The following is a 26,534-nucleotide window of genomic DNA, read 5'->3' on the forward strand; positions in this document are numbered from 1 at the left end:
GGGAGGAATCGCTCAGCGGCGCACGATTTCCTCGAGCACCGCGCGCGCCGGGATCGCCGGACGTCCGAGCAGGTGCTCCAGCGCCGGATCGGTCACCGCGAACTCACCGGCCCTGGCCGCGCGGAACATGCCGAGCGTGAACTCGGCCGCCACGGCCGGCACGCCCTGGGCGGTCACCGTCGCCTTCCACTCCTCGTCGTCCACGACGACACGGGTGATCGTGCGGCCGGTGAGTTCGCTGAGAACCCTTGCCACGTCGGAGAAGTCGAGCACCTCGGGAGCGGTCAGCGGCGGCGTGACCCCGTCCAGCACACCGGGACGCGTCAAGGCGACGACGTCCGCCTCGGCCAGGTCGTCGTGCGCGGTCCACGAGACCGGGCCGTCCTGCGGGAGCCGGAACTCGCCGGTCTCCAGTGCGGCGGGCACGTACAGCTCGAACGTGCTCGCGTAGAAGCCGTGGCGCAGGGCGGTGTGCGGGATGCCGTGCCCTGCCAGGTGTTTCTCGGTCCCCGCGTGCTGACGCCCTGGATCGAACAACGAACCGGGCGACGCGGCCTGGTGGCTCGTGTAGAGCACGCGGGAGGCTCCCGCGCGCACGGCGGCGTCGATCGCGGCCGCGTTGGCCCCGGCGGCCTGCGGGCCCCGGATCGCGGCCGAGACGACGAGCACCTGATCCGCACCCTCGAAGGCGTGCTCCAGCGTCGCGGGGTCGGTGAAGTCGCCCGCACGCACGCGAACGCCCCTGCCGGCGAGCGCGGCGGCCTTGTCCGGGTCGCGCACGCTGACGCCCACGGTGTCGGCGGGAACGTGGTCGAGCAGCTTCTCGACGATCTTGCGGCCGAGCCGTCCGGTGGCTCCGGTGACGACGATCATGGCTTCCTCCAGCCTGAACCAGTGATTCACCGAAACGCTACCACTGATCCGGATCGTTGATATCAAGATCCTGATACCATCGATCCATGCCGGAGCTCACCGACACCCGGTCCGCGATCGTCTCGGCCGCGACCCACCTGCTGCGCACCAGCGGCGCCCGCGCGGTGACGACCCGCGCGGTCGCCCAGGAGGCGGGCGTGCCCCCGCCGACGATCTTCCGGCTGTTCGGCGACAAGGACGGCCTCCTGGAGGCGGTCGCGGAACGCGTGATGGCGGACCACGTCGCGGACAAGGCGGCCAGGGCGGCCGGCGAGAACGGCGACCCCGTCGAGGACCTGCGTGCCGCCTGGCGCGCCCACCTCGCGTTCAACCTCGCGAACCCCGACGTGTTCCTGCTCCTCGTCGACCCGGAGCGGCAACGCCGTTCCTCCGCCACCGCGGCCGGAACCGCGGTGCTGCGGGCCCGAGTCGCACGGGTGGCGGCCGCGGGGTTCTTGAAGGTCTCGCAGGAACGCGCGGTCGAGATGATCCACGCCGCAGGCAGCGGCGCCGCGCTCGCGTTGCTCGGCAGGCCGGAGGACCACCGCGACCCGGATCTCGCGGACGTGCTGCTCGACGCGGTGCTCGGGGAGATCCTCACCAGCGCGCCCGAACGGCCCGACGCCGGGCCCGCCGCCCTCGTCGTCGCGTTCCTGACGGCCCTGCCTCAGCTTCCCGCACTCAGCGACGCGGAAAGAACGCTGCTGTCCGAGTGGCTCACCCGCGTGATGACCGAACTCCAAGCCAGACGACCGTGAGAATTCGGGCGGAAAAAGCAAAGGCAAGGAGATTCGCACTCCCTGCCACTTTCAACTTATAGCGCACCGGGGGTCTTGCGGCAAGGCCCCCGTCGTGCCGCAGAATCTGCACCCGCAGCCACCACCTGCGGAAATCGGGGGAAAGGTACGGATGGGCAGCTTTGTGCTCGACCTGAGGGAGATCGACCGAACGCACTTCGCGACGTGCGGCGGGAAGGGCGCACACCTGGGAGAACTTTCACGGATCAACGGCGTTCGCGTACCGCCGGGCTTTTGCGTCACCACCGACGCGTTCAAGCGATTCATGCGGAACATCCCGTCGATCGACGAGCACCTGGACCGGTTGGCCGGGCTGGACCCGGACGACCGGGAGGCGATCCGCACGGGCAGTGCGGAGCTCCGGCGGGTGCTGGAGGACAGCGCCGTTCCCGGCGACGTCGCCGCGGCGATCAGGGACGCACTCGACGAGGCCGCGTACGCCGTGCGGTCGAGCGCGACGGCGGAGGACCTGCCGACGGCGTCGTTCGCGGGCCAGCAGGACACCTACCTCAACGTCGTGGGACCGGAGGCGGTCCTGCAGCACGTCCGCCGGTGCTGGGCCTCGCTGTTCACCGAGCGGGCCGTGACCTACCGGCTGCGCAACGGTTTCGGCCACCGCGAGGTCAGCATGGCCGTCGTCGTGCAGCAGATGGTCTTCCCGCACGCGGCCGGCGTTCTCTTCACCGCCGACCCCGTCACGTCCAACCGGAAGATCGCGGCGGTGGAGGCCAGTTTCGGCCTCGGCGAGGCCGTCGTGTCCGGCCTGGTGAACACCGACGTCTACAAGGTCGTCGACGACGAGATCGTCGAGAAGACGGTCTCCGCCAAGGCTTTGGCGATCCAGGCGCTGCCGGACGGCGGAACCCGGGAGCAGGCGGTCGACCCCGCCGAGCGGGAGGTCCCGGCGCTGACGGACGCCCAGGTCGTGCGGCTCGCGCGGCTCGGACGGCTGATCGAGGCGCACTTCGGCCGCCCGCAGGACATCGAGTGGTGCCTGGCGGACGACGAGTTCCAGGTCGTGCAGAGCCGGCCGATCACGACGCTGTTCCCGATTCCCGAGAGCGGCGACCAGGAGAACCACGTCTACGTCTCCGTCGGTCACCAGCAGATGATGACCGACGCCATGAAGCCCCTGGGCCTGTCGGTGTGGCAACTGACGACGCCGCGCCCCATGGCGGTGGCGGGCGGACGGCTGTTCGTCGACGTCACCCCGATCCTGGCCGCACCCACGAGCCGGGCCGCGTTCATGGACGTCGCGGGGAAGTCCGACACGCTGATGGGCGACGCACTGCGGACCGTGATCGACCGCGACGGCTTCCTCCCGTCCGTCCCCGACGACGGCACCGCACAGCCGATTCCCGGTGCCGTGCCGGCGACGATCGAGACCGATCCGGACGTCGTCACCGAGTTGATCGCGAACGCCGAGGCGTCCGTCGCCACCCTGAAGAACGACATCGCGGCGAAGTCCGGAGCCGAGCTGATCGACTTCGTCCTCGCCGACTTCCAGGAGCTGCGCCGGGTCCTGTTCGACCCGCGCAGCAGCCAGGTGATCATGGCGGGGATGCAGGCCACCTGGTGGCTCAACGAGAAGCTGCACGAGTGGCTGGGCGAGAAGAACGCGGCGGACACCCTCACGCTCTCCGCTCCCCACAACGTCACGTCGGAAATGGGCCTCGCGCTGCTCGACGTCGCGGACGTGATCCGTCCGCATCCCGAGGTCGTGGCGTTCCTGCAGAAGGTGCAGCACGAGGACTTCCTGGACGAACTGGACGACCTCGCGGGCGGGAAGGAAGCACGTGGCGCCCTGGAGGACTACCTCGCGAAGTACGGCATGCGCTGTGTCGGCGAGATCGACATCACGAGGCCGCGGTGGAGCGAGCGTCCCTCCGCGCTGCTGCCTCTGATCCTCACCAACGTCAGGAACTTCGAGCAGGGCACCGGTGAACGCCGCTTCGAGCAGGGACGGCAGGAGGCGGCGGACTTCGAACAGCAGCTGCTGGAACGCCTGCGGAACCTGCCGGACGGCGAGGAGAAGGCCGGCGAGGCCAAGCGGATGATCGAGCGCGTCCGGACGTTCATCGGCTACCGCGAGTACCCGAAGTACTCCATGATCAGCCGCTACTTCGTCTACAAGCAGGCCCTGCTGGACGAGGCCGGCCGTCTCGTGCGGGCCGGCGTGCTGCGGGACGCCGAAGACGTCTTCTTCCTCACGCTGCAAGAACTTCACGACGTCGTGCGGTCCGGCCAGGTCGACGACGAGCTGATCCACGAGCGCAGGGAGGCGTTCCGGACGTACGAGACGCTCACGCCGCCGCGGGTGCTCACATCCGACGGTGAGGCCGTCACCGGGGCGTACCGCCGCGACGACCTGCCGGACGGCGCGTTGGCGGGCCTGCCGGTGTCCGGCGGGACGGTCGAGGGGCGGGCCCGGGTCGTCCTGGACATGGCGGAGGCCGATCTCGAACCGGGTGACGTCCTCGTCACGGCGCACACGGATCCCAGCTGGTCACCGTTGTTCGTGGCGATCGCGGGACTCGTGACCGAGGTCGGGGGCCCGATGACGCACGGCGCGGTGGTCGCGCGGGAGTACGGCCTGCCGGCGGTGGTCGCGGTCGAGAACGCCACCCGGTTGATCAGGGATGGTCAGCGGATCCGGATCAACGGGACCGACGGGTACGTGGAGATTCTCGACGCGGACTGACGAGCGGGGGTGCCGGACGCCGCGTTCGGCACCCCACGAGTCATCTGTGAAGGGTGTTGCGGCGGTTGGCGCAGAGGTTGAATCCCCGGCACGCCGTCGAAAGGGCTTCACCCATGCGTCTGATCAGAGCAACCGCGGTCACCGCCGCGCTCCTCGTCGTCTCCGCACTGCCCGCGTCCGCGATCAACTCCTACAACGCCGCTCCCGCGCCGGAACGCACCGAGGTCGGTGCGCTCATCGCGACCTGGGACAACGACGACAACCCGGCGACCCCGGACCGCGTCGACTGGGTCTGCAGCGGCACCATGATCGATGCCGACACGTTCCTGACCGCCGCCCACTGCACCAGCGACTGGCCGGCGAACGTGAAGTTCTTCGTGTCGCTCGCCCAGGACGTCCAGACCGCACTGGACAACGCCACGGGCACGCCGGCCCAGATCGCCGCCGCGGTCGCCGTGCCGGGCACCGCGCACACCCATCCCTCCTACCCCGGTTCGGCCGACGACACGCACGACATCGCCGTCATCCAGGTGTCCGCCCAGCAGATCAAGGCGCGCTGGTCGTTCACCCCGGCGAAGCTGCCCACGGCGAACCGGCTGGGCGAGCTCGGGCCGCAGGGCCTCAACACCACGCCCTGGCTGGTCGCGGGTTACGGCACGCAGGAGGCCCGCCGCGGCCCCGGCGGCCAGACCCACCCCGGCGGCGGCGTCCGGATGAAGGCGCCGGTGACGTTCAACGCGCTGAACAACGCGTGGGTGCGGCTCGCCATGACCGCGCCGCAGGGCAACGGCGGCGCCTGCTACGGCGACTCGGGTGGCCCGAACTTCGCCACGATCGACGGCCAGTTCACCCTCGCCGCCACGACGATCACCGGTGACACGCCGTGCTACGCGACGAACGTCGTCTACCGGCTCGACACGCCCGGTGCCAGGGACTTCCTGCGCCCGTTCGTGACGCTGCCCTGATCGAGGGACGAGGTGTGCCCGGCCGGGCACACCTCGTCCTGGCTGCCCGATGATGGTCCGATGACCGTGGTCAACCTCAAAGGACACCGCGACGGCCCGGACTACGCCGACGTCGTGTACGTCGGCAGGGCGATGCACCGCGGCGGGTGGCACCTCGACGCGTCCCCGTTCGCGAACCCGTTCAAGCCCGGCCCCGACGGCACGCGCGAAGAGGTCGTGGCGAAGTACCGCGCGTGGCTGCTCGGCCGCCCGGACCTGCTCGCCCGGCTGCCGGAGCTGCGCGGCCGCACGCTCGGCTGCTGGTGCGTGTCACGCCGAGGTGCTCGAGGAGCTCGCCAACGCGTGACTCGGAGTGCCGACGACCTCGCCGACCCCGGACTCAGGGCGCCCCTTCGACCGCCCGCCGCGTGCGCTCGTGCTCCTCCTGGTCGAGGATCTCCCAGGTCGCCTGCCCGATCGCGAGCACCCCGCGCGCGGGCAGCGGAACGCCGCCGATCATCGGGTTGTCCTTCGCCCTCACCGGCTTGCCCAGGTCGGTTCCGTCCAGCGTCGCGCGTGACGACTCGATGAAGTACATCCGCTCCGGCATCAGCTTCCCGTTGTGGCCGCTCGGCATGACACCGGCCATCTTGACCCGGCCCAGGCCCAGGGCGCGGGCGATGAGCTCGCGGGCGCGCACCAGGGGCTGCGGTCGCCAGGTCGCGAGCGGCAGCGCGGCGCTCATGGCGTTGACGACGTCGAGCAGGCGCGTCGTGCCGACGGTCATCGTCCAGTCCAGCGCCGGTGAGTCCACCGTGACGCGCAGTGAGGTCCTGCTGGTCCAGGCGACGTCGATGCGGGCGTGGGCGGTCTGGCGGCACGCGGCGCCGTAGTAGCGCGGGCACGCCGTGTCCAGGCGTGGGCCGTCGACGTGGATCGACCAGTCGCCGCCGGGCTCGCGGTGCCAGAGGGAGCGGTACGGACCGAAGTCGCTTTCGGGGAACACGCGCAGGGCGAGCACGTGGCCGGAGTCGAACGGCAGGCCGAACACGCCCCACCCCTTGGCGTACTCGTGACCGGGCCACGGCGCGGTTCCTGTGCCTGCGGGCAGGGTCGACAACGAAGACAGATCGATCACGATCATCACCTCACGTCCGAGCACCCAGACGGTCGGTTCGACGGTAGGCCGACATGTCCAAAACCGCGCGTCGACGCAGCTCACGGGCGGTCGGCGTCCGATGTGGACGAGACCCGCGGGAGCGCCGGTTAATACACATCGGGCTCGATGACAAGGGGTTGGCAGGAGGCTGACGTTCGTTCAGGATGCCGCGCGTGCAGAGTGCGGCGGGCTTCGGCGACAGCGGTGAGATCTCCGGTGTCACGTGGGTGCCGCAGCGCTTCGCCGCTGTCACACCGGACGAGATCCTGGCCGCGGCCCGCAAGGGTGACGAGGACGCGTTCCGGGTGCTCTACCGGGACTTCCAGCCGAAGCTGCTGCGGTACCTGCGGGTGCTGGTGGGCGCGGACGCCGAGGACGTCGCGTCCGACGCCTGGTTGCAGATCGCGCGGGACCTGGGGTCGTTCCGCGGGGACCTCGACGGGTTCCGCGGCTGGGCGACCACGATCGGTCGCAACCGCGCGCTGGACCACCTGCGCCGGCAGCAGCGGCGGCCGGCCGTGCAGGGGACCGTCGAGGAACTGCCAGAGCACGCCGGACCGGACGACACCGCCCAGGCCGCCGTGGACTCCGTGGCCACCGACGCCGCACTCGCGCTCATCGCCCGCCTGCCCAGGGATCAGGCGGAAGCGGTGCTGCTGCGGGTCGTCGTCGGCCTCGACGCCAAGGCCGCCGCGAAGGTGCTCGGCAAGCGCCCCGGCGCCGTCCGCACGGCAGCGCACCGGGGTCTGCGCACACTGGCCGCGCACCTCGATCCACCAGGGCGAACACCACGGGAGTGACAAAAAACGAAGCCCTGACGCTGAAGGACATGAGATGAGCGACCACCGTTCCCGCCGCATCGGCCGACGCACCGCGGAGCACCTGCTGCGCGGCCAGGCCACCGGACACGACCGCCTGAGCGACCTGCTCACGGCGGCCGCCGCTCCGGCCCGCGACGGTGAGCTGGCAGGTGAACAGGCCGCCGTGGCCGCGTTCCGGGCCGCTCGTCTCGCCCCGGCCCCTCAGCGACGGAGACCCTGGATGCTCAAGATCGCACTGGCGAACGTGCTGACCGCGAAGATCGCCGGCGTCACGGCTCTCGCCGCGGGCGGCATCGCACTGGCCGCCGCGACGGGCACCCTGCCCGGTCACCAGCGCGAGGCACCCGTGCTCCCCTCGGGTTCGGAGGTCGTCACGACCACCCCTTCACCGGGGACTCCGGAGAAGAAGCCCGACAACACCGCATCCCCCTCGCCGTCGCTCAAGGGCCTCTGCCAGGCCTACACCGCAGGCGCGGGCGCGGAACACGGCAAGGCCAAGGACAACCCGGCGTTCAGCGCGCTGGTCACGGCCGCGGGCGGCGCCGACCGCGTGCCCGCCTTCTGCGCCGACCTGCTCGGCGACAAGCCCGGCAAGCCCGAGAAGCCCGACCACACCCAGGGCAAGCCCACGCACCCGAACCGCTGACCCGCGGACGACCCGGTTGCCCCTCTCCCTCACCGGGTCGTCCACTCCGGACGGGCGGCGGCCTGCCCCTCACGCCGCCGCTCGTCCGCCCCCTTCCCACCTCCCGGAAGTTGGAGGATCGCCTTGACCGACGACTGTCCACACGTGATCTCCGCCGGCAGCTACCTGCTCGAGATGCTCAGCCCCGAGGAGACCGCAGAGTTCCGCCTCCACAGCGCGCACTGCCTGCAGTGCCAGCGGGAAATCGTGGCTCTGACGCCCGGCGCCCTCTTCCTGCAGGAGCTCAGAGCCGACATCCTGGCGGCCGAGCAGACCCTGTGCGACGCGCCGCCGCTGCTGTCGACGGTGGCGGCACGAGAGCTGCGGTGGCTGCGGGACTGCAGCACCGCGTGAGGCCCGGCCACGCCGGCTGACGGTGCGGGCGGGAACTCCGGTGGCTGAAGGGCTGGCGCACCGCGTGAGGCGTCGCCCGCGCTTCGCCCCACGCGAACTCCGCCGCCGCGCCCGCCTTTCCCCGCCGCGCCTGCCCTTCACCGAGCCCTGCCGCTCACCGATTCCCCACTCACCTCTCCGCAGGTAGCCCCTTGACGACGCGCCCCCACGCCCGCACTATGACTACGCAGTCATGACTACGCAGTCACACCGCCAAGATCGGCAAACCAGCCGCAGGAGACGTGACCCAACAGATGAGTGGGAGCTCAGCAGTGCCGCGCAGCGTGGACGTCGCCCGTCTGGCCGGGGTCTCGCAGAAGACCGTGTCCAGGGTCTTCAACGACGAGCCGTACGTGTCCGCCGACGTCCGCCGCCGAGTGCTGGACGCCGCCGAACAGCTCGGCTACCGGCTCAACAACGCGGCACGTGCGCTCGCTTCGGGACGTACCCGGTCCATCGGCGTGGTCGCACTCGGCACCGCCCTCTACGGTCCGGCCTCGCTGCTCCTCGGCATCGAGCGGGCCGCGCGAGACACCGGCTACGCGCTGCGCGTGGTCAGCACCGCGGAGGGTGACCCGGCCGGGGTGACCGGGGCGGTGAGCTCGTTGCTGGACCAGGGTGTGGACGGCATCGTGATCTCCGAGCCGATCGACGACGGTCCCGTGCCGGTCGAGGTCGACGTGCCGGTGCTCGTTCTCGGCGCGCCACCGGCCTTCGCGGCGCCGCGCGTCGTGAGTGCGAGCGTCAACGCCCACGACATGGCGTGGGCCGCCACCGAGCACCTGCTCGACCTCGGCCACGCGACCGTGCACCACGTCGCGGGTCCCCGGCGCTGGTTCGCCGCCAAGGACCGGCTCGACGGCTGGCGCGCCGCACTCGCCGCGCGCGACGCCGCCGAGCCACCGGTCTTCGAAGGCGACTGGTCGGCGGGCTCCGGCTACCAGGCCGGTCGTCAGCTGCCGGCGGACGCCACGGCGGTGTTCGCGGCGAACGACGACATGGCGATCGGGCTGATCCGCGCGTTGACCGAGGCCGGCCGGAAGGTGCCGGAGGACGTCAGCGTCGTCGGCTTCGACGACGTTCCCGTCGCCGCCTACATCACCCCTCCCCTGACGACGGTGCGACAGCCGTTCGACTCGGTCGCACGAGAAGGACTCGCCCTTCTGGTGCACGCCATGGAGAAACCGGGACAGGCACTTCCGGTCACGGACCGCCGGCAGGTCGACCTGATCGTCCGCGCCTCCACCGCACCCCCGCCCGCCTAGCCACGAGCACCACGCGACCAGCTCGCGTCGTGGGCGTCCCAGGCGTCCGGTGCGAACCGGCTTTCCTGCTGCTCCAACGGTATTGGCAGACCGGTCTGGCCACCGGCGCCGTCAAGTGATGATTCCGGAGGTTCTGCCCATGGCGGTTCTGCCCGCCCGTGTCCTGTTCGGTGCCGCGTACTACCACGAGTACCAGCTCCGCGACCGGTTGAAAGAGGACCTGGACCTGATGGTGGAGGCGAACTTCACCGTCATCAGGGTCGGCGAGTCCGTCTGGTCCACCTGGGAGCCGGAGAACGGCCGGTTCGACCTCGACTGGCTCCAGCCGGTGCTCGACGGCGCCCACGAGCGCGGCATCTCGGTGATCATCGGAACGCCGACCTACGCGGTGCCGCCGTGGCTCGCCCGGCAGTACCCGGAGATCACCGGTGAACGCGCCACCGGGCAACGCATCGGCTGGGGCGCGCGGCAGGAGGTCGACTTCACGCACCCGGCGTTCCTCTTCCACGCCGAGCGGGTCATCCGCGCGATCATGGCCCGGTACGCCGGCCACCCCGCCGTGATCGGGTTCCAGGTGGACAACGAGCCGGGCAACGAGCTGCTGCACAACCACGGCGTCTTCCAACGGTTCGTCGACCACCTGCGCGAGCGCTACGGCGACGTCGAGACGCTCAACCGCGAGTGGGGCCTGGTCTACTGGTCGCACCGGCTGTCCACGTGGGCCGACCTGTGGACCCCCGACGGCAACTTCCAGCCGCAGTACGACGTCGCGTGGCGGGAGTTCCAGGCCCGCCAGGTGACCGAGTTCATCGCGTGGCAGGCCGGCATCGTTCGCGAGTACACCCGGCCCGAGCACTTCGTCACCACGTGCATCTCGTACACGCGGCGCGCCGTGGCCGACGACGAGCTGAGCGCGAACCTCGACATCGCCTCCGGCAACCCCTACTACGACATGCAGGACGGCCTGGCGCTGCCGGACCGGACCCCGGACGACTTCGAGCAGCACTGGAAGACCACCGGCGTCTGGGCGCTGTACCAGACCGCCGACTGGATGTTCTCCTCGCGCCAGGAACCGTTCCTGGTCACCGAGACCAACGCCGGCTACATCGGTTACGCCTGGGACAACCGGCCCGCTTTCGACGGCCAGTGGCGGCAGGCGGCGTGGGCGCTGGTGGCACGGGGCGCGCGCATGATCGAGTACTGGCACTGGCACACCCTGCACTTCGGCGCCGAGACCTACTGGGGCGGAATCCTGCCGCACCACGGCAAGCCAGGCCGCACCTACGCGCAGCTCGCCGCGCTGGGAGCCGAGTTCGACACCGCGGGCGCGCTCGTCGCAGGGCTCGAACCGGACGCCGACATCACGATGGTCTACTCGACGCCCAGCAAGTGGCTCATGCAGAAGTACCCGCCTCTGTCCACAGCGGACGGTGAGCCGGACTCCGCCGCGTACCACCGGATCATCGACCCGTTCTACCGCGGTGCCTTCGACGCGAAGAGGCAGATGCGGCTGGTGCACGCCGCGCAGCTGAGCGCACGGATGACGCCGGAAGAGGCCGCGGTGCGGCACCCGGTGCTGATCGCGGCCGCCCTGTACGTGGTGGACGACGCGACGATCGACTGGCTCGAGGCCTACGCCCGCGCGGGCGGTCACCTCGTGCTCGGTCCGCGCACCGCGTACGCCGACCACGAAGCACGGGCCCGTCCCGAGATCGCCCCGGCCCGGCTGGTCGAGGCCGCGGGAGTGAAGTACGACGAGTTCAGCAACCTCCGCACGCCGCTTCCGGTGCGAGGCCTGACCGAGGACGCCACGGCCACGCACTGGGTCGACGGTCTCACCGTGATCGACGCGGAGGTCCTGGCGGAGTACGACCACCCGCACTTCGGCCGGTGGCCCGCCGTCACCTCCCGCGCCCACGGCAGCGGGCGCGTGACGTGCGTGGGCACCGTGCCGGGGCGCGACCTGGCGCGTGCACTGGCCGAGTGGCTGGTTCCCCTGCCCACCAGCGGATGGCGCGACCTGCCCGCGTCCGTCACGGCGACGACCGGCACCTCGGCGGACGGCCGTCGCGTCCACGTCCTGCACAACTGGAGCTGGGAACCCGTGCGCGCCAAGGCACCCGTGGAACTCACCGACGTGCTGGCGGGTGACTGTGTCCCGGTCGGTGCGGAGCTGAAGCTGGGTCCGTGGGACGTGCGCGTGTTCGCTTCCGTTCCGGCCGAGTGATCTCCCTGCACAGACGCCGCACGTGGTTGCTCGCCACCTGGACAGGTGCGGAGCCTCCCGGCGCGCGTTTCTCCTAGGCCGCGAACTCGCACCACAACGGGAAGTGGTCGGAGATCCGCCACGACAACTGGTTCTGCGTGTCGGCGGGCACGAGGTCGTCGGTGAAGTCGAACGTCCCGGCGTTCACGAACGGCAGCGAAAGCATCGCGCGGCCGCGGGTGAACCAGGCGATCTGGTCGTAGAAGTGGTGGGTGTCCGGCGGCGCGTCCGGGTCGTCGAAGATCGTGCGCGGGATGAAGTTCAGCCCGGCGGGCGGCTCCAGTCCGGTGGACGTGAACGCCCGGTACAACGGGTCGTCGCGGCGGTCGATGTTGAAGTCCCCCAACGCGATGAGGTTCTCGCCCCACGGGTCCTTGCTCGCCGACCAGCGCGCCAGCCACCGCGCGATCGCCTCCAGCTCCCGCACCCGGTCCTGGGGTTTCTCACCGAAGACGACGTGCAGCGTGACGAGCGTGAACCGTGATCGGCCACGGGTGAAACCGGCGGCGTAGGGGGTGCGGGCGAACTGGCCGTCCATCGAGACCACCTCGTCCGGTGCGACGACGAGCTCGCACGCGAGCCCCGAGGGCCGCACCCTGCTGGTGTCGAAGACGAACGCGAGCCGTTCGTTGTTGCCCGCGCTGCCCTCGGTGACGTCCGTGACGACGAACGCCCAGTCCTCGCCGAGAACGTTCATCATCGCGAGGAACGCGGCCGAGCTGCGCCGCACCTCCTGGATGGCCACCACGTCGAAGCGGGACACGACCTCGGCGATGGCGAGGACGTTGCTCTGGTCCCGGATCGGGCTGTCCCCCGCCTTCGAGCGCCAGGTGGGGCTGAACCTGTCGAACGCGCGGACGTTCCAGGTGCCGATGAGCAGGTTGGTCGCGGACTTCGCCGGCACCGTCCGGTCCAGGGCGGTGCTGATCGCGTCGAGCTCGGTCCTGACGCCGGCGGGCGGGTTCGCGAAGTCGGTGGCGGGCATCGTGGGCTCCTCGGCCTGAGCCCCGCGCGGTGTCGGGTACGTCGCCCGCACCGCACCCACCGTTACCGCCGGTGGCCTGGCCTTCAGCCGTACGGCACCCGCCGCCCCCGCACACCGTCACCACCCGCGCCCCACCCACTCGGCTGGACCACACGCGGGGCCCTTTCGTGCGCTTCAAGCGAACGAAAGCTCCCCGCGTGCGCCACCGTTCGCCGGTCAGCGCCAGCCGAGTGCCGGTGCGACGTGCGCCAGGATGTTCTCGATCACGTGCGCGCAGTACTCGGCGCCGAGCTGGTTCGGCACCGTCAGCAGCAGCGTGTCGGCCTCGGCGATCGCCTCGTCCCCTGCCAGCTGCTCGACGAGCACGTCGGGCTCGGCGGCGTAGGAACGGCCGAAGATCGCCCGGTTCGGGCCGTCGATGAAGCCGACCTGGTCGCTGCTCTCGCCGTCGCCGCCGAAGTACATGTCGTCGAGGTCGGTCGTGATCGCGAAGATGCTGCGCGACACCGAGACGCGCGGCTCGCGCTCCCACCCGGCCTCGGTCCACGCCTTGCGGAACGCCCGGATCTGGTCGGCCTGCTGGACGTGGAACGGCGCGCCGCCCTCGTCGTACTTCAGCGTGGAGCTCATCAGGTTCATGCCCTGCTCGGCCGCCCACACGGCGGTGCCGTTGGACCCCGCGCCCCACCAGATGCGGTCGCGCAGGCCCGGCGAGTGCGGTTCCAGGCGCAGCAGGCCCGGCGGGTTCGGGAACATCGGCCGCGGGTTGGGCCGCGCGAAACCCTCGCCCTCGAGCACCTTCAGGAAGACCTCCGTGTGCCTGCGGGCCATCTCGGCGTCGGTCTCCCCCTCGGCGGGCTGGTAGCCGAAGTGCCGCCAGCCGTCGACGACCTGCTCGGGCGATCCCCTGGAGATGCCGAGCTGGAGCCTGCCGCCCGCGATGAGGTCGGCGGACCCGGCGTCCTCGACCATGTACATCGGGTTCTCGTACCGCATGTCGATCACGCCGGTACCGATCTCGATGCGCTCGGTCTTCGCACCGATCGCCGCCAGCAACGGGAACGGCGACGCGAGCTGCCTCGCGAAGTGGTGCACCCGGAAGTAGGCGCCGTCCGCGCCCAGCTCCTCCGCGGCCACCGCCAGGTCGATCGACTGCAGCAACGTGTCCGACGCGGACCTGGTCTGCGAGCCCGGGCTCTCCGACCAGTGCCCGAAGGACAGAAAACCGATCTTCTTCATGCGGCGCGCCACACTTCCGTCCGTGTAGTTGAACTTGAAACTAATAACACAGCGGCGTGCGCTCGCATTCCACGCTCAGGCCGCCGGGGGCACCCGCAGCGGCAGGAGGGTGTCCATGGCGGTCGCGTGCAGCATGCGTGCGACCGTCGAACTGGCCACCACGCTGATCGGCACGCCCCGGTCGTGCCCGAGCGCGCGGATCCTGGCGAGCGCGGTGATCCCGGACGAGCCGAAGAAGACCACTTCGGACAGGTCGAGCACGATCTCCTCCGCACCCGCGTCCACCGCCTCCGCACACCGCCGCTCCAGCGCGTCACTGGTGGACAGGTCCACGTCCGCGGCCATCTTCACCTCGACGACGCCGCGGCGCGGCGGGTGATCCGCCGCATCGGCCTCCAGCAGGTCCAGCACGGCCTCCATGCCGCCGTCGCGGAACGCGCGGCGCTGGCGGTCCGCACCGCAGCCGTCGCGGTCCAGCACCCGCAGACCGTGCTCGACCAGCGGCAGATCACCGTTGGCCCGCAGCACCGGCCGCAGCCGGTCCACGAGCCCGTCCAGCTGCCGCCGCAGCGGGACCAGCCGGCCGGACAGCACGTCCAGGGCGCTGCCCGCGAGGCCGTCCCTGGCGGCGCGCCAGCAGGCCTGACGCAAGATCTCGACGGGGACCGGCACCGGCGGAACACCACGTTCGACGTCCATCACCGCGTTGGCGACCAACGCGCGCACGAGGGCCGCAAGCAGCACCGCGTCGTCCACGCCCGCACCGACGTCCGCAACGCGCACCTCGACCGTGGGCCAACGGGAAGAGGGCCGGACGTCCCAGTAGACCATCGCCGGGTCCAGGGCGGTGCCGGACTCCAGCAACATGTCGCACACGGCCTGATAGTGCTGCCACGACGTGAAGACCGGCGGTGGACCGGCGACCGGCCACTGCGACCAGACCATCGAACGCCAGCTCGCGAACCCGGTGTCCGCACCGCGCGAGAACGGCGAGTTGGCGGTGACCGCGCCCAGCACGGGCAGCCACGGCCGCAGGTGGTTGCTGACCTGCACCGCGGTCTCCCGATCGGGAACGGCGACGTGCACGTGGCACCCGCAGATCAGCTGCCGCGTCGCCAGCGCCCCGAACTCGTCGGCGATCAGCCGGTACCGCACACCGTCCGAGATGACACCCTCCGTGTCGCCCACCGGCGGCGCACCCACCGCGATCGCGCGACAGCCCGCCTCCCGCGCGGCCTTCGCGACCGCCCGCCGCAGACCGCGCAGCTCGCGCCGCACCTGCTCGGCGCCGCCGCACACCGAGGTGTTGATCTCGACCTGCGTCCAGGTGATCTCGTGCTCCAGCTCCAGCCCGGACGCCTCACGGGCGACGGCGACGACCTCGGCCGCCCTGTTCACGGCGACCCCGGTCGCCGGATCGACCAGAAGGAACTCCTCCTCCACGCCCACGGTCGGAAGTGTCTGCTCCACGTCTCACCGCCCTGCTCAGAGCGCGCGTGCGCCGAGAAGGTCGAGGCATCCGTCCGTCCCGACGGGACCGGACGGGCCACGACCGTCCACCTGGGATACCCCGGATCGGTGCCACCAACCGGATGGCCCCCAACGGCACCGCGTGATTCGGCGCCGCTCCGGGGTAACCACCTCTCATGGCCGACGACACCGCAGGAGAAAGCCAGGACCTGGCCGCTCACCTGACCCGAGTCGCCCGGATGCTGCAGAAGCAGGGCGGCGAGCAGGAGACGATGGACGCGATCGTGCGCGCGGCGGTGGGCACCATTCCCGGAGCCGGACACGCGGGCATCATGACCGTGCTGCGCCGCAGCGAGGTCCGGACCGTCGCGACGACCGGTGACCTGCCGTGCGAGGTCGACCAGGCCCAGCTCGAGGCCGGCCAGGGCCCGTGCCTGACCGCGCTGTACGACGAGAAGATCGTCTCGGTGCCCGACGTCGAGCAGGACGGCCGGTGGCCGTTGTTCGCGGAACGGGTGGTGAAGCTGGAGGTGGCGAGCATGCTGTCGTTCCAGCTGTTCGTCGAGAACGACGACCTGGGCGCTCTCAACCTCTACGCGAGCGGGGTCAACGCGTTCAGCGACGAGTCCGAGCACGTCGGCTCCTTGTTCGCCGGACACGCGGCGATCGCGCTGTCCACCGCGCAGGAACGCAGGCACCTCGGCGAAGCGGTGCAGACGCGCGACCTGATCGGGCAGGCGAAGGGCATCCTGATGGAGCGCCACGGCCTCGACGCGGACCAGGCGTTCGCCGCGCTGACCCGCGTCAGCCAGCTCACCAACACCAAGCTGCGCGACATCGCCGAACAGCTCACCCGCACCGGGAAGCTCCCGAGGCCCGGCCGCTGACCAGGACAACGGTTTCCGATCACCGATTGTGGGTACCCGCCGCCATCGCCGAACACCGGCGACCGGTGACTCCGAGTTGAGCAGACAGCTCGTCTTACCTCAACCGTTGGAGTGCCAAGTGAAGATCGCCATGGTGTCCGCCCACGCCAGTCCGCTGGGACAGGACCTGGATTCGCACGTCACCGGTCTCGCGGCGGCCTTAGGCCGGCACGGCCACGACGTGACGATCTACCACCGCCGGGACGACGCGGACCTGCCCGTGCGGGTGCGCGCGGACCACGGTTACGACGTGGTGCACGTGTCCGCCGGACCTCCGACCAGGCTCGACGACGACCAGGCCCTGCCGCACATGGGCGACTTCGCGTCGTTCCTGCTGCGCGAGTGGGCCGTGTCCCAGCCCGACGTCGTGCACGGGCACCGCTGGATGTCCGGACTGGTGAGCGTGCTCGGCGGACGGCGGGTGCGTGTTCCCGTCGTGCAGACGTTCCACTCGCTGGCCGTCTCCGGAAAGCAGCACAGGGGTGCCGTCGAGCGCGGCAAGATCGAGGCGCTGGTCGCGAAGGAGGCCGCACACGTCGTCGCCACCAGTTCGAGCGAGGCCTTCGCCCTCGCCGCGGCGGGCGTCGACCGCAGGAAGATCTCGGTGGTGACCAGCGGCGTCGACCTCGACGCGTTCACCCCGGACGGACCGCCGGCTCACCGCGACCAGAAGTACCGCGTCGTCGTCGCGGAGCCGTTGCCGTCGCACCGGAGCATCGACGCCATGTTCACCGCTCTGTCGCGAGTGGACGGTGCCGAGCTCGTGATCATCGGTCTTCCCGGTGACTCTCCCGCGACCGCGGAACTGCGAGCACGGGCGGAGAAGATCGGTGTGGCTCCGAGGGTCGTGTTCGTCGGCTCGGTCGCGCACGAGGCCGTGCCGGCGCTGCTGCGGTCGGCCGACGCGGTGGTGTGCGCGCCGGCGCACGAGCCGTCCGGTGCGGTCGCGCTCGAAGCGATGGCCTGTGGCATTCCGGTCCTCGCCACCGCGATCGGCGAACTCGCCGACGTCGTCGTGGACGGCGTCACGGGACTGCTCGTCACGCCGGAGGACTCCGACGGTCTGGCACGGGCGCTGCACAGGCTGTTGCTGGACGACACCCTGCGGCAGGAGTTCTCGATGGCGAGCCTGGACCGCGTCGACGCCAGGTACTCCTGGAACCAGGTCGCGCTGGAGGTCCTGCGCGTCTACGAACGCGCGGGCGTGCCGGCGGCGAAAACCACTGACCTGTCAGTGGATCCGGTCCGGTAGGGCAGTGCGCGGGAGGCGGCGTGGTTGGCGATTGTCGTTTTGACGTCTACAGTCTGAAGATGACCGGTTGAGCCTGCAGCTGCGTCTTCCGACACCGGGGGGCGAGGAGGCTCGAAAATGCCGAACATCTTTCACCTACCGCTGCACGTGCAACGCGAGGTTCACGGCCTGGCGATCGTCGTCCGCGCTGCCGGCGAGCTGGACCAGGAGACGGTCCACGCCCTGCGGCTCGAACTGAGGACCGCGGTCGCGATGGCCACACCACCGTTCCCGGTCGTGGTGGACCTGACCGGACTCACGTTCTTCGGCTCCGCCGGACTCAACGAACTCGTGAGACAACAGCGCCGCGCCGGCGCCACCGGCATCCCGTTGCGGATCGCGGCGGCCCATCGCGCGGTGCTGCGCCCGGTCACGGCGTCCGGCCTCGACCAGGTGCTGGAGCTGTACCCGGACGTCGAGCAGGCGCTGGCCGCCGGCAGGAGCGTCCGCCCGGCGGGCTGAACCAGGGCCTGGTCCGATGTGGACGTTTCAGGCGGGGTGCGCCGCGCCGTCGAGCGAGAACTCGGCCCACACCGTCTTGTGGTCGCCCCGGCTCAGGACACCCCACCGGCTCGCCATGCGCTCGACCAGCACCAGACCGCGTCCGCGGAACGACCCCGCGGTGGACCTGCCCGGTGCCGGCAGCGCGTGAGGGCTGCTGTCGTCGACCTCCACGCGGACCACCCGCCCACCGCCGGTCAGCGCCACCCGCACGTCACGCGGACCACTCGCGTGGTCGTAGGCGTTGCTGACGAGTTCGGTGCACACCAGCAGAACGTCCCCGAGCAGGTCGTCGGGGAACTTCGTGAGGGTCGCCCGCAACCAACGCCTGATGTGCACCAGAGGCGGCGTCTCGTCCGGAAGCTCGTGACTCACGACCTCGGCTGACGCCAACGACACTCTCTCGCCAGACTCACACCCGTCCAAGAATTGCTCCATTGCTCGCAGCACGTGGCCCGGACGAAGGAGTACCCGTCCCGCCAGCGCGCAAAACTGGCCCCCTGTGCGTCAGCTCGCGCGGCGAGTGGCCGCAGGTCCGCGGACCTGCGCGCCGAGGCCGCGCGGGCGCCGACCGAGCAGGAACGTGCCGCACGGAGCCGCGCCGAGACCCGCGTCCGCGACGCGGCCGAACACGCGCGGCGCATCGCGGCCGACGCCGAGGAACGCGTCGAGGTGTCGCGGCGGGTGCGGTCCCGGATCGCCGCCCTGCTCCGGGCCGTCGACCGGCTGCTCTCCGACACCGCGCCGTCGCTCTCCGAACCGGAGGACGACCCGCGGCCGGTGGAACTGATTCCCTTGCAGGAACGCGCCCTGACCGGTTGCCGCGTCGCCGAGCCGGACGCCGCGGCCAGGTTCACACTGGTGGTCCGCTGGGGGAATCCCTTCCAGTGAAAGGCAGATCCGCCATGCGCGCTGTGCGTTTCCACGAGTTCGGCGACCAGCACGTCCTCACCGTCGAGGACGCGCCGGATCCGCATCCTGGCCCCGGTGAGATCCGGATCAGAGTCCAGGCCGCGAGCGTGAACCCGATCGACTGGAAGATCCGGGCCGGCTACGTGAGGGAGTACATCCCGACCACGTTCCCCGCCATCACCGGGATCGACGCGGCCGGCACCGTCGACGAGATCGGCGAGGGCGTCACCGGTGTCGAGGCCGGTGACCGGGTCTTCGGCCTGGGACAGGGCACCACCGCCGAGTACGCGGTGCTCTCCGCCTGGGCACCCGTGCCCAGCACCTGGACGTTCGAGCAGGCCGCCGCGGCAGGTCTGGCCGGTGCCACCGCCGACGAGTGTCTCGACGCCCTCGGCGACCTCTCCGGCAAAACGCTGCTCGTCGAGGGCGCCGCGGGTGGCGTCGGTTCGGCCGCCGTGCAGATCGCCCTCGCCCGCGGTGCCACGGTGATCGGTACCGCGAGCGAGGGCCACCACGACTTCCTGCGGGAGCTCGGCGCGATTCCCATCACGTACGGCGAGGGTCTGGCCGAGAGGGTCGCGGCCGTCGCACCGTCCGGGGTCGACGCCGCGCTCGACGCGGCGGGCTCCGGTTCGCTGGCGGATCTCGTGGACCTCGCCGGTGACGCCTCCCGCGTCGTCTCCATCGCCGACATGGGTGCCGCCGCGCTCGGCGTCACGCTCATCGCCGGCAACGCGAACGCGACCGGCACCCTCGCGGACGTGTCGCGGCTCGGGGAGGCCGGTGCCCTGACGCCGCGCGTGGAGGCCACCTACCCGCTGGAGAAGGCCGGTGAGGCCCAGGCGCACGTCCAGGGCGGTCACGCCGGCGGCAAGGTCCTCATCACCGTCTGACGCGCACGGTTAGGCCGATCGGGTTACCTTCAGATTCCTGGTGAGCGGGCAACACACCAGGGATCGGAGGCCGCCGTGGCACACGACTCCGTTCCCCCGTGGATCGACCCCATGCTCGCCAAGCCCGACGGCGGCCGGCTGCGCGAGGGCCCGCAGTGGGCGTACGAGTACAAACTGGACGGCTACCGCGTCGCGATGAGGATCGCGGCAGCCGGCACGACGGTGCTGACCAGCCGCAACGGCCTCGACCTTACGGCGGAGTTCGCCGAGCTGACCGGGGTGCTGCGCGGGCGCGCCGCCGTGCTCGACGGCGAGGTGGTGGTCTACAACGAGTCCGGCCAGATCGACTTCGGCCTGCTGCAGCAACGACGGGGCCGCTTCCAGAAGCACCGCACCGCCCGCCGCGACGACCCGTTCACCGACGTCCCGGTGCGGTTCCTCGTGTTCGACCTCCTCCAGCTCGACGACGAGCTGCTGCTGAACCAGCCTTACGAACAGCGACGGCGTCTTCTCACCGAGCTGCCGATGCCCGACCCGTTCCACGTGGCGGTCGTGCCGTCGTTCAGCGCCGTCGAGCTGGCCGCCGAACGCCTCACCCCGCAACGGTTGCTGGAGCGGGTGGCCGCGGAGGGCCACGAAGGGCTGGTCGCGAAACGCCTCGACTCGCCGTACCTCCCCGGCAAACGACCGGACTTCTGGTGCAAGCACCCGCTCGTGCAGACCCGTGAGGTCATCGTCTGCGGGTGGCGGCCGGGCCAGAGCGGCTTCACCGGCACCGTGGGCGGCCTGCTGCTCGGCGCGCACGACCCGGACACCGGCGACCTCGTCTACATCGGCGACGTCGGCACCGGCTTCACCCGCCAGGAACGCGACCTCCTGCGCGACCGCCTCCACCCCCTGGAACGCCGCAGCCACCCGTTCGCGACCACTCCCCCGCGCGAGGACGTCGTGCGCGCCAGGTGGGTCGCCCCGGTGCTGGTCGGCGAGGTGAGGTTCCGGCAGTTCACCCGCGGCGAGGGCGGCAGGCTCCGGCACACCGCGTGGCGCGGCCTGCGTGCCGACCGCGAGCCCGGCGAGGTGACCGCACCGGAGCCCGGCCGCCCCACCCCGCGACCGGCACCTCCCGCGACGACCGTCACAGCAGGCACCCGCCCCGCCACGCCGCCCGCGACGACCAGCCGGGCAACCGCCGAAGCAGGCGGCCATCCCACCCCGCAACCCGCGACGATCCGCCGGCCGGCCACCCGAGCGGGCAACCCCACCCCACAACCCCCGACAACCAGCCAGCCGACCACTCAGCCGGGCCGTCCCACCCCGCAACCCCTGCCTCCCGAGGTGGCCGACCGGGTGACCGTCAAAGCGGGCGGCCGCACCCTCACACTGTCCAACTTGGACAAACCGCTGTACCCAGACGGCACCGCCAAAAGCGAGGTGATCGCCTACTACACCCGGATCGCGCCGTTCCTCCTGCCGCACCTGCGCGACCGCCCCGTCACGTTCGTCCGGTTCCCCGACGGCGTGCGCGGTCAGAAGTTCTTCCAGAAGAACACCGACGCCGGCGCACCGTCCTGGCTGCCCACAGTTCCGTTGCGCGGCGGCGGTTCCCGGCGCGGCTCGGACGAGATCGTGCGCTACCCGCTGATCCACGAGCTCGCCGCGCTCGTCTGGGCCGCCAACCTCGCCGCTCTCGAACTGCACGTTCCTCAGTGGACGGTCACCGGCGGCACGAGGAACCTCCCGGACCGGCTCGTGTTCGACCTCGATCCCGGTCCCGGCACCACCGTCGTCGACTGCTGCCGGGTGGCGGAACGGCTGCACGACGTGCTGGCCGGCGACGGGCTCACTCCGGTCGCCACCACGTCCGGGTCGAAGGGCATGCAGGTCTATGCGGGGATCGACGCACCAGCAGCGCAGTCGCCGTCCGCCTATGCGAAGGCCGTCGCGGTGGCGTTCGAGCGGGAGACACCCGATCTGGTGACGGCGACGATGGCGAAGGCGCGCCGCGAGGGCAGGGTCTTCATCGACTGGTCGCAGAACAACCCTGCCAAGACCACCATCACCCCCTATTCGCTGCGCGGCCGCGACGAGCCGACCGCAGCCACCCCGGTCACCTGGGACGAGGTCCGCCGCTGCCGCCGTCCGGAGCAGCTGACGTTCACCGCGGACAACGTGCTGGACCGCGTCGCGGAGGTCGGTGACCTCTTCGCACCGATCGAGCAGAGGAGGGCACCTCTTGCCGGTTGAAGATTCATCGAAACGGTGACATGTCTGACACGACAACGTGTTTGCGCAGGCCGCTGTTGAGGGTAGGAAAATCAGGTGCGTCGGACATTTGATGATGGAGGCATCATGACCGCGACTGATGACGGCGGGTTCAGACAGCTCGCCGAGACCCTCAGCCACGTGGCGAGAACCCTGCAAGCCGAGCCGGACGTGGACACCACGTTGGGCGCGATCGTGAAGGCCGCCGTCGAGTACGTCCCAGAAGCCGAACACGCCGGCATCTCCCTGGTCGAACGCGGCAAGATCCGCACCGTCGCCCCGACCAGCGGCATCGTCGACATCATCGACCAGCTGCAGTACGACTTCCACGAAGGTCCTTGCGTCGACGCGATCGCCGAGCACCAGACGTACCGCGTCGGCGACGTCGGTACCGAGGCCAGGTGGCCCTCGTTCGGGCCGGCAGCGGCGGATCACGGCATCCACTCGTTGCTGTCCTACCGCCTGTTCGTCACGGACCGGACACTCGGCGCGCTCAACCTGTACTCGAGCCGTGTCGACGCGTTCGACGAACGCACCGAAGAGGACGGTCTGCTGTTCGCGACGCACGCCGCGATCGCCCTGGTCGGCGCGCAGCGGGAGGCGCAGCTCGGCATCGCCATCGAGAACCGCGACATCATCTCGACGGCCAAGGGAATCCGCATGGAGCGCCACGACCTCGACGCCGCCTCCGCCTTCCGGATGCTGGTGGAGGCTTCGCAGTCGACGAACGTCAAACTGCACGACGCGGCGGCGTGGCTCGTGGAGAACCGCACCTAGGCGCGCGCTGCGCGGCGATCGCCTCAGGTCCCGCCGCGCGCTCGTAGGCCTGTGCGATGTCGAAGGCCACTCGGTCCCACGCGTAGCGGACCCGAGTGCGGTCCTGACCAGCGGCACCGAGCTCCTGACGCCGGGTGTGGTCGGCCAGCAGTCCCCGCAACGCCCGTGCCAGCAGCACGGGTTTGCGCGGCGGCACGTGCAGGCCGGTCACCTCGTGCACCACGGACTCCGTGTGGCCGCCCGACGACACCACCACCGGTACGCCGCACGCCATCGCTTCGAGCGGCACGACGCCGAACGACACGTGCCGCTGAGGACACACCACGACGTCCGCGGACCGGATCAGCGCGGGCACGTCCGAGTGCGGCACGCGCCCGAGGAACGTGACCCTGTCGGCGACGCCGTGCCGTGCCGCCAACGCCCGCAGCCGCTGGAGGTCCTCCGGCAGCCCGGAACCGGCGACCACCAGTTCGGTCCACGTCACCGCGGTGAGCGCGCTGATCAGGTCGTCGACGCCGTCGTGCGGCGAAAGTCCTGCCACCGCGAGGATGCGGGGCATTCCGTTGCGCGCCGCGACCGTGCCGTTCAGCGTGAACACCTGCGTGTCCACGCCCCACGGGACGATCGAGATCCGCGACCGGCGCAGGCCCAGCCGGGCGAGCTCGTCCGCCTCGTGGCCGGACGTGGCGATCACGCCCGCCGCGCCTCGTCCGACGAGCCGTTCGATTCCCGCCGAGTCGCCGCCCTCGATGCCGTGGTAGCTCAGCACGATCGGGATTCCGGCGCGGCGCGCGCCGAGCACCGCCGCCAGTCCGGACGTCCAGTGGTGCGCGTGGACGAGGTCCGGTGGTTCGCTCACCCGGGCGGCGTCCAGGAACCGGGCGAACTCCCCGATGTGCGGGACGACCTCGTCCTGGCCGAGCACCGCGGCGGGACCGGCCGGCACGTGCACGACTTCGACGCCGCGCTCCACCCGGACGCGGCGCGGCAGCCTCGGGTCGGCCCGGCGGGTGTGGATCGTCAGCTCGTGTCCCTGCCGTGCCAGCGCTTCCGAGAGCTCGGCGACGTGGAGGCGCTGCCCGACGGCGTCCGGGTCGCGCCGCGCGGTGAGAGGGTTCTCCTGCACGGAGATCATCGCGATCTTCACCGCGGTACCTCCGGGTGCGGCCACGGGTTCGCGACGCACGTCCTGCCGTCGCGCGGGATGCGCGGGCCCTGAGGTGCGGTGGCGGTGATCGCGGCGAGCTCGTCGTTGGAGACGGAGAACGTCTGCTGCATCATCACCGGCGCGGGAGCACCGTTGGCGGGGCAGGGTTCGTGGCCGTGGCCGAGGAAGTGGCCGATCTCGTGGTTGATCAGGTAGTTCCGGTAGCCTTCCAGGTCACCGGCGAACGACTCGGCGCCGCGGAACCACCGCGGCGCGCTCACGTACACAGCGCCGTTCAGGTAGCACGAGGTGTCGTAGGGCAGGGCGAGCCCGCAGGTCGCCCGGGCCGTTTCCGTTGCGGTGAGCCGGATCCGCACGTCCGGCTGCGTCACGTCCACGCGGCGGAAGGCGACGTCACCGGACGCGATCCAGCCCGCGGGTCGGCCAGAGCCCGGTCCACGGCCGCGGCGAACGGGTGCTGGGCCTGCGGAGCCACGACGCCCTGTTCGACCTCCACGGAGTAGGTCCGCACGCGGCCGGCGCCGACCTGCGCGGTCGTGCCCGCGACGGTCCGCCACCAGCCTTCGCCCTGGGAGCGCACCGGTTCCCCCGGCGGCAGCTCGGGACCTGGCCTGCGCGCGGCCTGAGCTGCCACGGCGGCGCTGGACGACGGTGGTGGAGTCGACGGCGGCGGCGAAGTCCTCACGGAGATGCTCGCCACCACGGGCGGAACCCGCGGCTGGGCGACGTCCTGGTGTTGCGGCGGCGGAGGAACGGGCCAGCTCTTCAGCAGACCGATGGTCACCCCTGCCAGCATCGCGGCGAAGACGTACATGACGATTCTGCCGATGGTCATGTGAGCACTCCCCCTGTCACGAGCACGATCACGAGCAGCTGAACAACACCGGGCAGGTCGCTTGGTGCAGCGCCGCCCGCGCCGCCGGTTGAAGTCCTTCCGCCGGTGCGCGTTCCCGGCCCGACACCACGAGCAGGTCGCTCGGGAACGACCGCACCTCGTCGGCCACGGACCCTGGTTTCGCGCACGAGCTCGACGATCACGCCGGGACAGGCGGCGTGGACGAGGTCGGCGGTGGCGTCGAGCGCGTCGGCGCCACCCGCGTACGGACGTGTCAGCACCCTCAGGCGGGTCGCGCCGCGCGCTCGGCAGAACGTGATCGCCCGGCGCAGCACGCCCTCTCCCCCGACGGGATCGGTCACCGCGGTCACCACCCCGTGGCACCCGGCGAGCGCGGCGTTCGAGCCGCCCAGGACGACGACGTCGCGGAGGTCGCGGCCCGCGAGCGGCGGCGCGGTCACGGCGCAGTCCCGGGAGATGACCACCAGCCCGCCTTCCCAGCGGGCCAGGTGGTGGTCGTGGTGTTCGATGTGGACGGACAGGTCCGGGTGCTCCGCCAGCAGAGCCGCGACGTCGGCGTGCGCGGGGTCGTTCTCCGCGGCGGCGTGCACCACCAGGCCAACACCCAGCGCAGACGCACACGCGGCGGCCCACCGGACACCGGCGGCACCGCAGTCGCGGACGTCGACGAGCACACAGGTGGCGGTGACGGGTTCGGGAGCGAGGGCGGTCATCGTGTCACGCTCTGCACGTCTGTCCGTTCGACAGCGGTGAGAACGGGTTCGCCGTGCCGGGGCAGCGGCAGGTTTGGCGTGGTCGCGACCTCGTCGTACCAGTGGTCCAGCAACCGTTGCCGCTCAGCCAGATCGGCGAGCATGAGCCGGGACTGCTCCAGCGCCTCGCCGACGATCTCCCTGGCGCGCCGGTTCGCCTCGGCCAACCGGCGCTGGGACTCCTGTTCAGCTTCGTCGAGCAGGCGGGCCGCGTTCTTCTCCCGAGTGCGGGCGCCGGCCTCGATCTCCTCGGCCTTCTGCCTCGCCACGTGCCGGACGTGGTCGGGTCGGACGTAGGCCGGGCGACGGCGGTGCTGCGGGAGGCGGGCTACCCGGTGACGACCGTGCAGGTCAATTGGCCGCGGCCACCTGGGGCGGTGGTGGCGCAGACGCCGCAGGGGATCGCGTTCTGGGGCACCGCGGTGACGTTGTCGGTCAGCAGCGGGGCGCCGCCGGCCGATGCCGCGCCGCCGGTGGACGCGGCTTCGGTGCCGCCCACGAGCTGACCGGAGTCGTGTGCCGGGAAGAGGGAGTGGCGTAACGGGAAGCCGGGTGGCGT

The 26,534-nt window shown here is 71.1% G+C and carries 25 protein-coding genes and 2 pseudogenes; 17 read left to right on the forward strand and 10 right to left on the reverse strand.

The features are described from left to right. Positions 1–12: 12 nt before the first annotated feature. Positions 13–903 (reverse strand): NmrA family NAD(P)-binding protein, encoded by an 891-nt coding sequence (locus tag AOM45_RS08015; protein WP_236703210.1) that lies wholly within the window; start codon positions 901–903, stop codon positions 13–15. A 56-nt stretch (positions 904–959) separates the two neighbouring features. On the opposite strand from AOM45_RS08015, the gene AOM45_RS08020 reads away from it, so the two are divergent. From AOM45_RS08020 to AOM45_RS54100, 4 genes and pseudogenes are all read left to right on the forward strand, one after another. Then, a complete protein-coding gene (locus AOM45_RS08020) occupies positions 960–1,670 on the forward strand; it encodes a TetR/AcrR family transcriptional regulator (protein WP_030467116.1) in 711 nt (236 codons plus the stop codon). Positions 1,671–1,821: 151 nt separating this feature from the next. Continuing rightward, a complete protein-coding gene (rph, locus tag AOM45_RS08025) occupies positions 1,822–4,410 on the forward strand; it encodes a rifamycin-inactivating phosphotransferase (RefSeq protein ID WP_030467117.1) in 2,589 nt (862 codons plus the stop codon). Positions 4,411–4,523: 113 nt separating this feature from the next. Continuing rightward, entirely contained in the window at positions 4,524–5,375 is an 852-nt protein-coding gene (locus tag AOM45_RS08030) for a trypsin-like serine protease (RefSeq protein WP_030467118.1), read from the forward strand. Positions 5,376–5,435: 60 nt separating this feature from the next. After that, positions 5,436–5,621: pseudogene (locus tag AOM45_RS54100) on the forward strand (DUF4326 domain-containing protein); the annotation flags it as partial. Positions 5,622–5,754: 133 nt separating this feature from the next. On the opposite strand, the gene AOM45_RS08035 reads toward AOM45_RS54100, so the two are convergent. Next, positions 5,755–6,492 (reverse strand): hypothetical protein, encoded by a 738-nt coding sequence (locus AOM45_RS08035; RefSeq protein ID WP_201779914.1) that lies wholly within the window; start codon positions 6,490–6,492, stop codon positions 5,755–5,757. Positions 6,493–6,686: 194 nt separating this feature from the next. Here AOM45_RS08035 and AOM45_RS08040 point away from each other — a divergent pair, with 194 nt between their 5' ends. From AOM45_RS08040 to AOM45_RS08060, 5 genes are all read left to right on the forward strand, one after another. Then, positions 6,687–7,313, forward strand: a complete 627-nt coding sequence (locus tag AOM45_RS08040) for an RNA polymerase sigma factor (RefSeq protein WP_236703211.1) — start codon at positions 6,687–6,689, stop codon at positions 7,311–7,313. A gap of 34 nt (positions 7,314–7,347) precedes the next feature. Continuing rightward, entirely contained in the window at positions 7,348–7,980 is a 633-nt protein-coding gene (locus AOM45_RS08045) for a hypothetical protein (RefSeq protein ID WP_051783137.1), read from the forward strand. A 123-nt stretch (positions 7,981–8,103) separates the two neighbouring features. After that, positions 8,104–8,373, forward strand: a complete 270-nt coding sequence (locus AOM45_RS08050; protein WP_030467122.1) for a hypothetical protein — start codon at positions 8,104–8,106, stop codon at positions 8,371–8,373. A gap of 311 nt (positions 8,374–8,684) precedes the next feature. Continuing rightward, entirely contained in the window at positions 8,685–9,677 is a 993-nt protein-coding gene (locus AOM45_RS08055) for a LacI family DNA-binding transcriptional regulator (protein WP_201779915.1), read from the forward strand. 139 nt (positions 9,678–9,816) lie between these two features. Next, positions 9,817–11,904: a beta-galactosidase gene (locus AOM45_RS08060; protein ID WP_030467124.1), complete on the forward strand. Its 2,088-nt coding sequence runs from the start codon at positions 9,817–9,819 to the stop codon at positions 11,902–11,904. 73 nt (positions 11,905–11,977) lie between these two features. Here the strand turns inward: AOM45_RS08060 and AOM45_RS08065 are convergent, their stop codons facing one another. The 3 genes from AOM45_RS08065 to AOM45_RS08075 all read right to left on the reverse strand — a co-directional run bounded on the left by AOM45_RS08065 (position 11,978) and on the right by AOM45_RS08075 (position 15,637). Continuing rightward, on the reverse strand, positions 11,978–12,928 hold the full coding sequence (locus AOM45_RS08065) for an endonuclease/exonuclease/phosphatase family protein (RefSeq protein ID WP_030467125.1): 951 nt from the start codon (positions 12,926–12,928) through the stop codon (positions 11,978–11,980). Between the two features lie 216 nt (positions 12,929–13,144). Then, positions 13,145–14,167, reverse strand: coding sequence for an LLM class flavin-dependent oxidoreductase (locus AOM45_RS08070; protein ID WP_030467126.1), 1,023 nt, complete (start codon positions 14,165–14,167; stop codon positions 13,145–13,147). A gap of 75 nt (positions 14,168–14,242) precedes the next feature. Further along, the gene (locus tag AOM45_RS08075; protein ID WP_081902031.1) at positions 14,243–15,637 is read right to left on the reverse strand and encodes a glutamate--cysteine ligase; all 1,395 of its coding nucleotides are present in this window, start codon (positions 15,635–15,637) and stop codon (positions 14,243–14,245) included. A gap of 176 nt (positions 15,638–15,813) precedes the next feature. On the opposite strand from AOM45_RS08075, the gene AOM45_RS08080 reads away from it, so the two are divergent. From AOM45_RS08080 to AOM45_RS08090, 3 genes are all read left to right on the forward strand, one after another. Beyond that, positions 15,814–16,524, forward strand: a complete 711-nt coding sequence (locus AOM45_RS08080; protein WP_030467128.1) for a GAF and ANTAR domain-containing protein — start codon at positions 15,814–15,816, stop codon at positions 16,522–16,524. A 118-nt stretch (positions 16,525–16,642) separates the two neighbouring features. Then, on the forward strand, positions 16,643–17,815 hold the full coding sequence (locus AOM45_RS08085; protein WP_030467129.1) for a glycosyltransferase: 1,173 nt from the start codon (positions 16,643–16,645) through the stop codon (positions 17,813–17,815). A 117-nt stretch (positions 17,816–17,932) separates the two neighbouring features. Then, positions 17,933–18,316 (forward strand): anti-sigma factor antagonist, encoded by a 384-nt coding sequence (locus AOM45_RS08090; protein ID WP_030467130.1) that lies wholly within the window; start codon positions 17,933–17,935, stop codon positions 18,314–18,316. Positions 18,317–18,343: 27 nt separating this feature from the next. Here the strand turns inward: AOM45_RS08090 and AOM45_RS08095 are convergent, their stop codons facing one another. Continuing rightward, a complete protein-coding gene (locus AOM45_RS08095) occupies positions 18,344–18,730 on the reverse strand; it encodes an ATP-binding protein (protein ID WP_162185644.1) in 387 nt (128 codons plus the stop codon). Positions 18,731–18,805: 75 nt separating this feature from the next. Here AOM45_RS08095 and AOM45_RS08100 point away from each other — a divergent pair, with 75 nt between their 5' ends. The 4 genes from AOM45_RS08100 to AOM45_RS08115 all read left to right on the forward strand — a co-directional run bounded on the left by AOM45_RS08100 (position 18,806) and on the right by AOM45_RS08115 (position 23,199). Next, a complete protein-coding gene (locus tag AOM45_RS08100; RefSeq protein ID WP_030467132.1) occupies positions 18,806–19,246 on the forward strand; it encodes a hypothetical protein in 441 nt (146 codons plus the stop codon). Positions 19,247–19,260: 14 nt separating this feature from the next. Continuing rightward, on the forward strand, positions 19,261–20,160 hold the full coding sequence (locus AOM45_RS08105; protein ID WP_030467133.1) for an NADP-dependent oxidoreductase: 900 nt from the start codon (positions 19,261–19,263) through the stop codon (positions 20,158–20,160). Between the two features lie 111 nt (positions 20,161–20,271). Then, the gene (ligD, locus tag AOM45_RS49280) at positions 20,272–22,404 is read left to right on the forward strand and encodes a DNA ligase D (RefSeq protein WP_081902033.1); all 2,133 of its coding nucleotides are present in this window, start codon (positions 20,272–20,274) and stop codon (positions 22,402–22,404) included. A gap of 105 nt (positions 22,405–22,509) precedes the next feature. Beyond that, entirely contained in the window at positions 22,510–23,199 is a 690-nt protein-coding gene (locus AOM45_RS08115; protein WP_030467135.1) for a GAF and ANTAR domain-containing protein, read from the forward strand. Here AOM45_RS08115 and AOM45_RS08120 read toward each other — a convergent pair. The 4 genes and pseudogenes from AOM45_RS08120 to AOM45_RS51700 form a co-directional block, all read right to left on the reverse strand. Then, positions 23,153–24,346 (reverse strand): glycosyltransferase, encoded by a 1,194-nt coding sequence (locus AOM45_RS08120; protein ID WP_063757016.1) that lies wholly within the window; start codon positions 24,344–24,346, stop codon positions 23,153–23,155. The genes AOM45_RS08115 and AOM45_RS08120 overlap by 47 nt on opposite strands. Beyond that, positions 24,343–25,202: pseudogene (locus AOM45_RS53735) on the reverse strand (DUF3152 domain-containing protein). Before AOM45_RS53735 ends, AOM45_RS08120 begins: the two are co-directional and overlap by 4 nt. Beyond that, the gene (locus tag AOM45_RS08135) at positions 25,199–25,936 is read right to left on the reverse strand and encodes a hypothetical protein (RefSeq protein ID WP_030467137.1); all 738 of its coding nucleotides are present in this window, start codon (positions 25,934–25,936) and stop codon (positions 25,199–25,201) included. The pseudogene AOM45_RS53735 and the gene AOM45_RS08135 overlap by 4 nt, the downstream one beginning before the upstream one ends. Then, complete coding sequence (locus tag AOM45_RS51700; RefSeq protein WP_030467138.1) at positions 25,933–26,244, reverse strand: SPFH domain-containing protein; 312 nt, start codon at positions 26,242–26,244, stop codon at positions 25,933–25,935. Before AOM45_RS51700 ends, AOM45_RS08135 begins: the two co-directional genes overlap by 4 nt. A gap of 42 nt (positions 26,245–26,286) precedes the next feature. On the opposite strand from AOM45_RS51700, the gene AOM45_RS53740 reads away from it, so the two are divergent. Then, positions 26,287–26,481, forward strand: a complete 195-nt coding sequence (locus tag AOM45_RS53740) for a hypothetical protein (protein ID WP_369406686.1) — start codon at positions 26,287–26,289, stop codon at positions 26,479–26,481. Positions 26,482–26,534 lie beyond the last annotated feature (53 nt).

This window comes from Lentzea aerocolonigenes (assembly GCF_000974445.1).
GTDB lineage: Bacteria > Actinomycetota > Actinomycetes > Mycobacteriales > Pseudonocardiaceae > Lentzea > Lentzea aerocolonigenes.

Coding starts and splice junctions, on each gene's coding strand:
- ligD (WP_081902033.1), top strand. CDS start 20,272: ATGCTCGCCAAGCCCGACGGCGGCCGGCTGCGCGAGGGCCCGCAGTGG.
- AOM45_RS08045 (WP_051783137.1), top strand. CDS start 7,348: ATGAGCGACCACCGTTCCCGCCGCATCGGCCGACGCACCGCGGAGCAC.
- AOM45_RS08070 (WP_030467126.1), bottom strand. CDS start 14,167: ATGAAGAAGATCGGTTTTCTGTCCTTCGGGCACTGGTCGGAGAGCCCG.
- AOM45_RS08135 (WP_030467137.1), bottom strand. CDS start 25,936: ATGACCGCCCTCGCTCCCGAACCCGTCACCGCCACCTGTGTGCTCGTC.
- AOM45_RS08030 (WP_030467118.1), top strand. CDS start 4,524: ATGCGTCTGATCAGAGCAACCGCGGTCACCGCCGCGCTCCTCGTCGTC.
- AOM45_RS08060 (WP_030467124.1), top strand. CDS start 9,817: ATGGCGGTTCTGCCCGCCCGTGTCCTGTTCGGTGCCGCGTACTACCAC.
- AOM45_RS08080 (WP_030467128.1), top strand. CDS start 15,814: ATGGCCGACGACACCGCAGGAGAAAGCCAGGACCTGGCCGCTCACCTG.
- AOM45_RS08090 (WP_030467130.1), top strand. CDS start 17,933: ATGCCGAACATCTTTCACCTACCGCTGCACGTGCAACGCGAGGTTCAC.
- AOM45_RS08115 (WP_030467135.1), top strand. CDS start 22,510: ATGACCGCGACTGATGACGGCGGGTTCAGACAGCTCGCCGAGACCCTC.
- AOM45_RS08065 (WP_030467125.1), bottom strand. CDS start 12,928: ATGCCCGCCACCGACTTCGCGAACCCGCCCGCCGGCGTCAGGACCGAG.
- AOM45_RS08105 (WP_030467133.1), top strand. CDS start 19,261: ATGCGCGCTGTGCGTTTCCACGAGTTCGGCGACCAGCACGTCCTCACC.
- rph (WP_030467117.1), top strand. CDS start 1,822: ATGGGCAGCTTTGTGCTCGACCTGAGGGAGATCGACCGAACGCACTTC.
- AOM45_RS08020 (WP_030467116.1), top strand. CDS start 960: ATGCCGGAGCTCACCGACACCCGGTCCGCGATCGTCTCGGCCGCGACC.